5 protein-coding genes are annotated in these 5305 nt (G+C 63.0%); 2 read left to right on the top strand and 3 right to left on the bottom strand.

Annotated elements, in window-relative coordinates; all coding sequences use genetic code 11:
• The coding region (locus tag ACLP4W_RS02830) for a helix-turn-helix transcriptional regulator (protein WP_442383923.1) at positions 1-935 on the top strand (935 nt) is incomplete at its 5' end.
• Positions 936-1127: 192 nt separating this feature from the next.
• Here ACLP4W_RS02830 and ACLP4W_RS02825 read toward each other — a convergent pair.
• The 3 genes from ACLP4W_RS02825 to ACLP4W_RS02815 all read right to left on the bottom strand — a co-directional run bounded on the left by ACLP4W_RS02825 (position 1128) and on the right by ACLP4W_RS02815 (position 4689).
• Complete coding sequence (locus ACLP4W_RS02825) at positions 1128-1685, bottom strand: PE family protein (RefSeq protein WP_442383921.1); 558 nt, start codon at positions 1683-1685, stop codon at positions 1128-1130.
• A 621-nt stretch (positions 1686-2306) separates the two neighbouring features.
• Positions 2307-2756 carry a DUF5994 family protein gene (locus tag ACLP4W_RS02820; protein ID WP_442383919.1) on the bottom strand — a complete coding sequence of 150 codons (450 nt, stop codon included), beginning with the start codon at positions 2754-2756 and terminating at the stop codon, positions 2307-2309.
• Between the two features lie 298 nt (positions 2757-3054).
• Positions 3055-4689: a fatty acyl-AMP ligase gene (locus tag ACLP4W_RS02815; RefSeq protein ID WP_442383917.1), complete on the bottom strand. Its 1635-nt coding sequence runs from the start codon at positions 4687-4689 to the stop codon at positions 3055-3057.
• 372 nt (positions 4690-5061) lie between these two features.
• On the opposite strand from ACLP4W_RS02815, the gene ACLP4W_RS02810 reads away from it, so the two are divergent.
• Complete coding sequence (locus ACLP4W_RS02810) at positions 5062-5295, top strand: hypothetical protein (RefSeq protein WP_442383915.1); 234 nt, start codon at positions 5062-5064, stop codon at positions 5293-5295.
• The last annotated feature ends 10 nt before the right edge of the window (positions 5296-5305 follow it).

Below are 5305 nucleotides of genomic sequence, written 5' to 3'. Positions count from 1 at the left end.
CCGAGCGGGTGCGCCGGCAGGCGGCAGACCTTCCGGGGGCGGCTCAATTACTCGGTGCTGCCGTGGTGGGTCAGGCCGCCCTTGGTGCCGGACGCCTTCATTCCGCGGGTGCGTTGCTCGAACAGGCGGCAGTAGGACTGTCCGCCACGCATGCTTCGGGTTGGGGGTACCGCTATCACGTGCCACGCGCGACTGCGCTCGCGATGTGCGGTGCAACCGTGGAGGCAGCCGCCGCGGTTGCCGCGCTCGACAAGCTGCGACGTCCTTTTCGGTTGCTGGACTATGAGCTCAGCCTGGCCCGGGCGTGGGTGGTCGCGGGCCAGGGCGCCGTCAGTGAGGCGATCGCCGTCTGGTGGTCGGCGGCCCAACGGGCCGCCGCTAAGGGGCAATTCGCAGCGGAAGTGATGTGTCTGCAGACCGCCACCCAGTTCGGGGACTGTTCGGGCGCACCTCGGTTGCGTGAGCTCGAGGGGATCGTCGAGGGGCCCCGTGTTGGCGTGGCCGCGCGGTTCGCCGAGGCCCTGCGCGATGGCGGCGCCGCCCAATTGGCCTCGGTGTCAGAAGAATTCGAGCGTCTGGGCGATCTTGTTGCTGCCGTCGATGCGGCCGCCCACGCCGCCCTGGCATATCGCCGGCAAGGCCTTCGGGGATCGGCGTTGGGTTGCTCGATACGCGCCGCCGCTCTGGCCGAACAATGCGGCGCCAGTACTTCGGCGCTTCGTCAGGCTGGCGAACCCTTGCCGCTGACCGATCGGGAACGCGAGATCGTGATGCTGATCGGTGAGGGATTGTCCAGCCGCGAAATTGCCGATCGACTGACTCTGTCCGTACGCACCGTCGAAAGCCACGTCTATCGGGCGATGTTGAAGACCGGAACCACCACCCGCGACGAACTCGCCGCCCTGCTACCCCGCCCCAGGGCGGGAACACAGTGACGGCCCTGACGGCATGCGCTTGGCGCCGGTAGTGATTTCAGTATTGCCATACTGAGTCGGCACGACGACAACCGGTGGCCGATAGCCGTTGAGAACCGATTAGGAATTCTTGGGTCCAGCTGTGCTTAATCGTGTCGAGGAACGCGGTTCTGATGGCATGACAGCCTCACAGATTAGCCCTCAAGCTTGGATTCAGCCGAGGATGAGGATTGGAAGGACTGGAAGGAGGAGCAAAATCGATAACGCAGTGAATAGAGGTTCAAGTTGTGTTATCACCGCAGCTGCCAGTGCCTGGAGCAACGGGTTCGGGATAGTGCTGGGCAAAAGAGCCAAATACTGCAAAACAGAGGAGTAACCCTCCAGCAAATAAACGTAGCCGATAAGCAAATCATAGAGTAACTGCTGTGACACGGCGCTCGCGCTGGCATGCGATGCTGTACTCGCATTCAATGACCGCAACGACGAGGCGTTGGCGGCCTCAGCGCTGGCATACGAGTGCGCACTCGCATTCAAGTGCTGTACGAACTGCTCATGAAACGCCGCCGCCCGCCCGGCCAGCGCCTGATAGTCCTGGGCATACGCGGAGAACAGGTGCGTGATACTCGCCGACACCTCATCGGCGGCCGCGGGTACCAACGCAGCGGTCGGGGCTGCCGCGGCCGTGTGCGCTACGCTCAGCGTCGAACCGATAGTCCCCAAATCCGCTGCCGCCGCCGCCATCATTTCCGGCGCCGCGATCACATACGACATGTCCATCCACCCATCAGCTCGTCGGGCCGACCTGGACGAGACCGGAGCGCAGCCCGGCACCGATGAGAGTCTTGCCCTGCTGGCGTGGCTCGCGTTCGGGCGTGGTTGCGCTGGCGGTCGTGGTGTGACCAGGTATTGCGCAAACCAACCTCACACGAATCGACGGGGCGGTCTGCAGTAGTCGTCTACTTCAGGGCCGGGCGGGCTGCGTAGTTGACTACTTAACCGGACCATGTTCGAGACAATTCGGATGGACCTCCGTATAACGCGACGGCGCAAACCTCAGTACGCGAAGCAAACCTGTCACGCGGTCATTACAGATTTCGCCGGCCTGCCGAATGACATTCAGAAGTAAACCGATTGCCGGAACACGTGACACCGGTTCGAATCACGCATCAAACCGCCAGCCGGGAAGCCGAATCCATGGGGCCAAAATGGGGCCCAAACCCGTGGGTCAGCTGCTCCAACGCGGCCAACTGATGCTCTTTGGCCTGTTTCGACCGGCTGAAACACGTTGGTGTAGGCCGGAACTCCGCCTGAAAAGCGGAAGGTCGGCGGTTTCGATCTCGCCCCTGGCCACTGTTGTTGAGCTGGCGGCCGTGGGCTTGTCTTCCGTTGCGACTAGTAACCGGAAGCACATTCACGTTGTTGTTGGGCGGCTCGCAGGATCGAGCCCGCGGTAAGAAATGCGGGCTTGTCGCGGTCCGCAGCCTCGACGGGTAGGTTAGCGGCGCAGCGCATCACCATCAAGGCGAGCGCGCTGTGGGTCGCATACGAGACGATCAGCAGGTTGATGCAAGCGTGTGCGCCGCTGACGGTCATTACGTGCTGGCGTTTGTGTTCCCATCCCGGCCAGTTGAGGTCAGGTGGTCGTTGCAGCGGTGACCAGTTGACGTTGATGGAGGTGATGTCTCCGAGCAAGGGAGTCAGGACCGCGACAAGGTTCGGTAATTCGTTGGTGATGCGATCTGCACGCGGCCACCACGCGCCGTCGATGTCGCGGCCGAGCTCGTGAGCAACCGACAGCCGGAGCGGATTGGCTTGGCGTCGGGCTCGGATCGGATAAATCATCGCAGGTGCCCCTGTTGGCACTGGGTGCGCCCGATGATCACGGTGACACGTCTGCTGCGCGCGAAAGCCGGACTCGGTACATCCAGGTGTCGCACCATCACCAGGTGCTGATAATCCACGGGTGGTTCCCTCACGGTCGGCATCGTCTGTCCCGCGGGCGCGGGGCAGACGGAGGAATCACATTGCCCGTGGGGGTCACCCGGATCGAGTCGCGATGGACCACCGTTGACAACGAAACGGCTCACAGTTAACGCTACGCCCACCAGCATCGGTTCCGGCGACAGCCCCATGGTGCCTGTCAGGTGACCAGTGACAGCGCGTACGCCCGGCGCAGCTTGCCCGACGGTGTCTTGGGGATCGCACCCGGGGCCAGTACCACCACATTGCGTGGCCGCGCCGCAACTTCGGTGAAGACTTCGTGGGCCACCTCGTGCTTGATGCGCCGTACCTGCGCAGGGTCGTCGACGTTGTTTGATTCCACGGCCACGGCAAACGATTCCCGGGAATGACCGGCGTCGAGTCGTACCGCCGCCACACAACCTGCGCGCACGCCGACGACTCGCCGAGCCGCACGTTCTACATCAGTGGGGTAGATGTTGCGTCCGGCCATGATAATCACGTCCTTGGCACGACCACAGACCACAACATGGCCGTGCTCAGTCAGATATCCCAGATCCCCGGTGCTCAACCAGCCTTGGTCGTCTTGGGCGGCCACAAAACCGCCCGTCGTGACGTATCCGGATGTCACTGGATCTCCTCGTACCTCGATGAGCCCTACACCGCGGATTGGCTCGACGGCGCCATCCTCATCGACGATGCGGGCCTGTATGCCGTTGAGCATTGGACCCAGTGACGCGAGTCGGCGGGTGTTGCCCGTGGTGGCGGGCACCGCCCGGCGCAGTACCGCGAGCATGTCGGCGTCCACTTCATCAACGACCAGTCCGCCGCCGCATTGCGAAAATGACACTGCCACTGTGGTTTCGGCCATCCCATAGGCGGGCAGGATCGCCTCGGGGCGCAGCCCGAACGGCACCCCGGCCTCACACAAGTCCTCTACATCGGCCGGTTCGACCTGTTCAGAACCCGACAGTGCCCACCGCAACGACGACAAATCAAAGTCGCCAGGCTTGGCATGCCGTCGTAACCGCTTCGCCAGCAATGCGTACGCAAAGTTCGGCGCCGCGGTCATCGTGGCCCGGTATTTGTCGATCAACCTGGGCCACAATAAGATATCGGTCAAGAAGTCGACCGGGGTGATCTTGACCAACTCGGCACCGAACAACATCGGCACCGTCAAAAACCCGGTCATACCCATGTCATGAAACAGCGGTAACCAGCTCACGATCACATCGGTATCCAGGTCGTAGTGGGCGCCGGAGAACATCGCCTCGGCGTTGGAAATCACATTGGCATGGGTGATCACCACTGCTTTGGGGCAACCCGTCGAGCCCGACGTCAACTGCAACAGCGCCAGATCGTCCTCACCGCTGCCCACCGCGTCGATCGGCGCAGCGGCCAGCAGCTCGGCGATCGTCACCACCGTAACGCCATGCTCGGCCAACACCGCGGCGACAGCCATGAACGGATCCGAGACGATCACCGTCGTGGCTTCGATCATGCGGATGACCGCCAACGTGTCCTGCGCCCACAGTTGCAGGTGGGTGCGGGGGGTCGGCTGATGCAACATCGTCAAACACGCGCCCCGCAACCACACACCCTGCGCGGTCGGCGCGATCTCGACCGGGGCACCGGCCAGCACACCGACCCGATCACCCGGGCCGACCCCCAATGCGGCCAAACCACCAGCCACCCGCCTGGCCCGCTGATGAACCTCACCCCAGGGAGAGCGAACCGGCGCACCTGGCTCACCGGTCACCAGGCCATGAGTACTTGACTCCGCACTGCTGAGCATCGACTCAACGAATCTGCTCATCGCCACCTCCCCCATAATCCAGGGCTGGCGTCAGACCAGCTTCGGCCATCTCGGGGGACCTATGAGGTCAAAAAGTGACACTACCGGCCGTTAAGCCCAAACGAGCGCACTCTGGGTAGGCGCGTCGAATTCCAGCCCCGCCGTCGCCATGGACACTTCCGGTTCAAAACTGTGCAGATGATTGCGGAACAAACCGCGCGCGATTCGACTGAAACCGATAGCGCCACTGCGGCGAAGTCTTGTCTGCGGGCGCCACTCAGGGACATGCGCCAGCCTTACCTAACTGGCGCGGCGCCTACCGATCTGCCAACTGTCGGCGAGGGACGCAAATCCCGGGTAGTGTGAAAGCAACACAGATGAGGACGGGTGGGCATGGCCATACAGAGCGGGTGCGAGGCGCCCCAGATCCATCCCTCGCAGATCCGGGTCGGTGACATCATCGGAACGGCGCGTGCCATCGGTCTGCGCTACACGGTCAAGATGATCAGCGGGCCGCAGGCAACTCCACGGCAGTGGACATTCTTCGGCCGCGACGCCGAAGGCTTGCAGCACACGAGCACGTTCGGGGAAGACGACTTAGTCAGCAGGTACGCCAAAACATCCTGACGTCCGGGAA

The organism is Mycobacterium sp. (assembly GCF_052145595.1).
In the GTDB taxonomy this organism is placed as follows: Bacteria; Actinomycetota; Actinomycetes; order Mycobacteriales; family Mycobacteriaceae; genus Mycobacterium.
Note: the sequence above shows the minus strand (reverse complement) of the source record. Positions and strands in the feature narration are given on the sequence as shown.

Coding starts and splice junctions, on each gene's coding strand:
- ACLP4W_RS02825 (WP_442383921.1), bottom strand. CDS start 1,685: ATGTCGTATGTGATCGCGGCGCCGGAAATGATGGCGGCGGCGGCAGCG.
- ACLP4W_RS02815 (WP_442383917.1), bottom strand. CDS start 4,689: ATGAGCAGATTCGTTGAGTCGATGCTCAGCAGTGCGGAGTCAAGTACT.
- ACLP4W_RS02820 (WP_442383919.1), bottom strand. CDS start 2,756: ATGATTTATCCGATCCGAGCCCGACGCCAAGCCAATCCGCTCCGGCTG.
- ACLP4W_RS02810 (WP_442383915.1), top strand. CDS start 5,062: ATGGCCATACAGAGCGGGTGCGAGGCGCCCCAGATCCATCCCTCGCAG.